The sequence below is a fragment of the Haloarcula japonica DSM 6131 genome, from assembly GCF_000336635.1.
GTDB lineage: Archaea > Halobacteriota > Halobacteria > Halobacteriales > Haloarculaceae > Haloarcula > Haloarcula japonica.
In genome coordinates, this window is the sequence record NZ_AOLY01000034.1 from 1 (window position 1) to 4,307 (window position 4,307).

The 4,307-nt window shown below is 64.5% G+C and carries 4 protein-coding genes; all 4 read left to right on the forward strand.

The window, feature by feature from the left end:
* Nucleotides 1–206 precede the first annotated feature (206 nt).
* Entirely contained in the window at nt 207–752 is a 546-nt protein-coding gene (locus tag C444_RS09755; protein ID WP_004592592.1) for a DUF4129 domain-containing protein, read from the forward strand.
* 191 nt (nt 753–943) lie between these two features.
* Nucleotides 944–2,632, forward strand: a complete 1,689-nt coding sequence (locus C444_RS09760) for a hypothetical protein (RefSeq protein ID WP_004592593.1) — start codon at nt 944–946, stop codon at nt 2,630–2,632.
* Between the two features lie 98 nt (nt 2,633–2,730).
* Nucleotides 2,731–3,432, forward strand: a complete 702-nt coding sequence (locus tag C444_RS09765) for an ABC transporter ATP-binding protein (protein WP_004592594.1) — start codon at nt 2,731–2,733, stop codon at nt 3,430–3,432.
* A 7-nt stretch (nt 3,433–3,439) separates the two neighbouring features.
* Nucleotides 3,440–4,307: FtsX-like permease family protein (locus C444_RS09770; RefSeq protein ID WP_004592595.1), on the forward strand; the 868-nt coding region annotated here is incomplete at its 3' end.

A 4,307-nucleotide genomic window follows, 5' to 3' on the forward strand; every position in this document is an offset into this window, starting at 1 on the left:
CAGAAGATTCACCAGCAACGACCGATCTTACAAGAGACGCTCGCTACCGCTACGCAACCGAGGTGTGAGCACTAACTAAAGACGAATGCGAACCGAGTTCGAACCTCGGTAACGCGACCGCAACGGTAACGCTGACAGCTGGGTCCGGCGGCGGCAACCCACCGGTCGGCTCCGATTCGGACAGCGATCTGCTTATCGATACGCTGGTGGGGCTGCTGCTCGGCTCTGACGAGAGCACACCAGCCGGCTTCGGGAACGGCATCATCGGATACAGCTGGCTGCCCGTCTTGGGCGGCGGGGTAGCGCTTGCAGTTATCGTCGCGGCCTGGTTTGTCGTATCACGGGCCCGCCAATCCGAGGAGATGGACTCGACTGTGCCAGTTGAGGCAACTGCGGTATCGATGACCGGGGCAGACCAGACGGGGGCACAACCGAACGCGACGACTCCGACGTTCAAGGACCGTGTCGAGACATATCTGGACAGTGAGAACTATGACGCCGCAGCGATGGTAGCATACACCGCAGTCCACGATGAGCTAGCGGTGGAAAACGGTATTGACGAGGGGGCGACACACTGGGAACTCCTCCAGCAGAGCCAGGAGCACGGCGTTCCGGAGGAACGGATGGCAGATCTCGAAACGGTAGTCGAAGCCTTTGAGACGGCAGCGTTTGCACCGTCATCCGTTGATCCGTCACGCGCGGAAGCGGCCGTCGAACGTGCCCGTAAGATCAAGTCGAACAGGGGCTCGTGACCCGCTGGCCGCCTCTATCCATCCTATTCGGTGACCTGTCGGGCGGGTCCGGCCGCTTCTGTCCACCGGGTCGAACGAGTTTCTGGCGGGGGCTAGCGGTAGCTGTCTCCGGCTGACTGGCTGTAACGGCGGCAGGGTCGCCCGTCGAAATGCGGTAACTATCTTACACCCACCCGCTGTAGGACCCGCCAATGAGTGACGGCCGGAAGGGGCGAGTGCTGCTCATCGTAGCTGTGCTGGCCGTGGCAGTCGCGGCCCGACTGACGACGCTCCACTGGACGCCGCTGCCCTCGACGCTAGACGGGTTCGGCTACGTCGCTCTGGCGAGAGACACGCTTCGGACGGGCACGTTTCCGCTCACGCGGTTCCGCGCGGACAACATCGTGTTCACTGCGGTTCTGACGGTCGTCGGCGCAGTCACCGGTGAGCGGCCGCTGTACATCGCACAGCCGGTCGTCGCGGTCACCGGTGCGGCGTCCTGTCTGACGGCGATGGCGCTGGTCAAACGCCTCGCACAGTCGAGTCGCTGGCGTCACTCGCGGACAACGCTTGCAATGGGCGTCGTCGGGATGGGGCTCGCAGTGGAGGGAATCTATCTCCGGCGGACTGGACAGACAGACGAGGAGGCACTGGCGTTTCTCCTGCTTCCGCTGTTTGCGATTGCTGTCCATCGATTGCTTACGACGGAGCGATACCGGCGTCGATGGGGTGCAGTTGTGGTTGTCCTGTTCGCTGCCTTCCCGCTCCTGCATACGTTCAGCTCGCTCATCGCTGGACTGGTACTCACAGGGGTGCTGGCCGCCAGTCTCGCCAGGATTCCGTCTCGTCGTGACGCCGTCACTGCCCTCGCTGTCGTCGCGGGCTTCTGGGTGTATATGTGGGGGTACTACCGGATTGCAGAACGCTCGCTTCTGGAGGTCCCCTACGTTGACCGCGTCAGCGCCTATCCGGGGCTATTCCTGGCCTGGGTCGTCGTGCTGGTGGCAACGCTGGTCTGGTTCCAGCGGACGAGCGCTCGCCTCCAGCGGGTGACCATCGGCGGTGCAGTCGGGCTCTGGTTCCTGACCCTCGGTGCGAACGCGTTACAGACCGTCTTCCCCGGAACACAGACCACGCCGACCGGCCTCTTGGTACTCGTCGCGGCCTTCGCCGTCCCGGTGGTGTTTGCAGTTATCGGCCTCCCGCTCGCGAGCCGCGACCGTCGGCGGATCGGGCCGGTCGTGCTGGCGTTGCTGTTAGCGCCGATTGTCATCGTGTACTTCTCGCTGACCGCCTCGCTGACGCCGGAGTACTACGGGACCGCGCTCCGCGGCCAGACGTTCGTTCATCTACCTGTGTTCGTGCTCGCTGGCCTCGGCCTCGTGTCAGTCGCCTACCAGCGGTCGCCGTCGCCGGATGGTGGGCTTGTGACGGCAAAGGCCCACAGCCACCGGCTCGCAACCGTTTTGACTGTTGTGATCCTAGTGGCCGCGGTTGCGACGATGCCCATCGCGTTCGTCAATCTCGATACGCTAGCGTTCCCGACCGGAGCGACCGAATCGCAGTTCGCGGCCGCGACGTTCACCGCGGACCACGTCGACGAGCAGTGGGCGTCCGACCACCCGTTCGGCCGCATCGTTGACCTGTACTATCCGGGTTCGGCCAACGGCATGTACCAGCCAACCGCCCGATGGCTCGGTGGCGGGGCGGAACCGAACTGCCCGACGCTATCGCGGTCGTCGTGGGGGACGACAGGGGCACACCTGTTCCCGGCGGGGAGCGAGAAGACCACGCCCGCGACGCTGGAGGAGTGGCGCTACGAGAACGACGTGGTCTATGACACGCGCGGTCTTGATTCGGTGTACCTCGTTCGGCCTGGCGGGAATCGAACGAGTTGCTGACGAGTTGCTGAGCGGACTCGGTTCGATGGTCCCCCACCTTCATCTCTCCCGGGTATGTAACCGTGGCATACAATACGGGGCCGGCAGAAAGGCCGACAATGACTGACCCCGTCCTCGTCGGCTCGGAGTTGTGTGTCACACGACGGGGCACCAAGATTCTCGACAGCGTCTCGCTTACGGTCGGGTCCGACGCGGCGATGCTCGTTCAGGGCCCTAGCGGGGCCGGCAAGTCGACGCTGTTCAACGTCCTCGGACTGCTAGAACCACCGTCTAGCGGTCGACTGGAGGTTGACGGCCGGGACGCGAGTACCTTGTCCGAACGCCAGCGCGCGAGCCTGCGGCGGACGACACTCGGGTTCGTCTTTCAGGACTTTCAGCTTATCGGCGACCTGACAGCCCGCGAGAACGCGTCGCTCCCGCAGGAACACGCGGGCAACCGCGATCCCGGCTGGCTGGACACACTGTTCGACCGTCTGGGCATCGCCGGGCTCGAACACCAGTATCCGGCGACGCTGAGCGGGGGCGAGAAACAGCGGGTCGCCATCGCACGGGCGCTCGCGAACCGCCCCGAAATCGTCCTCGCCGACGAACCGACCGGGCAGCTAGATCCGGACACAGCCGAGTCGGTGTTGAACCTCCTGTTCAGCATGAAGGAGTCGACGGAAACCGCCCTCGTCGTCATCAGCCACGACCCGCAACTGGCCCAGCGGTTCGACGAGAGGCTGTTCATCCGCGGTGGCACGCTTGTCTCCGATGCCGCCTCGACGCCGGACGCAAGCCCGTCAACGGAGACGAACTAACGAACCGATGGGATACCGAAACGCCCTCCTGTTTCGCTGGTCCAGACGGGACCGGCTCACCGTCGTCGTCGTCGCCGTGACGGCCGCGTTTCTCATCGGCACGGTCCTGCTGTTGTTTACTGCGGTCACGTACTCAGAAACGTTCGCCGAACCGCTTGCGAACTCCGGGACAGTCACCTATCACGACGCGGGGAACGGCCCACCACAAACCGGTACGGATGTCACCGTGCTCCCAACGGCGACGGCGACTGTAAACGAGACCGACGTTCGGCTCGTCGGAATCCCGCCCGATACTCCCAGGGTGCTCATCGAGGGGTCGGCCCAGTGGCAGGAAGGACGATTACCGACGATTCCGGACGGCGTCGACGGTCGGGGACCGGTCTCACAGCAGCGGACGCGAACGGTCAGCGGGTCCAACAGCACCGTTTCGCTCACCGTCGTGCCACAGGAGCGCGGGACGACGTTCCTCTCGAATCAGTGGTACGCGACCAACGCCTCGACCGCACAGGAGGTCGGTGTCACCGGCTACTTCGTCGTCGACCACAGCCCGAGCGGGACCGGGTTGGGGAGTCTACCCACCGAAGGGGCACCGCTGGTTAGCGCACTCCTGTACGTCCTCGGCGGTCTGGAGCAGGTACTCTGGGCGCTCGGTATCGCGGCAGCCGCCGGCGGGCTGCTGGTCCTCATCGTCGTCTACAACGTCACGCGAATGAGCGTCCGCGACCGTCTTGACGCGATCCGGGTCATCCGCTCGACCGGCGCGTCGGGGTGGCGCGTGGGACTCCTGTTTACGCTCCGTGCCGGCCTCCTCGTGACGACTGGCGTCGTTCTGGGCTACGCCGTTGGACTCATCTCTGTCTCTTATACACATCTCT

Bases quoted from the DNA above. Each gene is read 5' to 3' on its own strand.
- C444_RS09760 (WP_004592593.1), top strand. From the start codon at position 944: ATGAGTGACGGCCGGAAGGGGCGAGTGCTGCTCATCGTAGCTGTGCTG.
- C444_RS09765 (WP_004592594.1), top strand. From the start codon at position 2,731: ATGACTGACCCCGTCCTCGTCGGCTCGGAGTTGTGTGTCACACGACGG.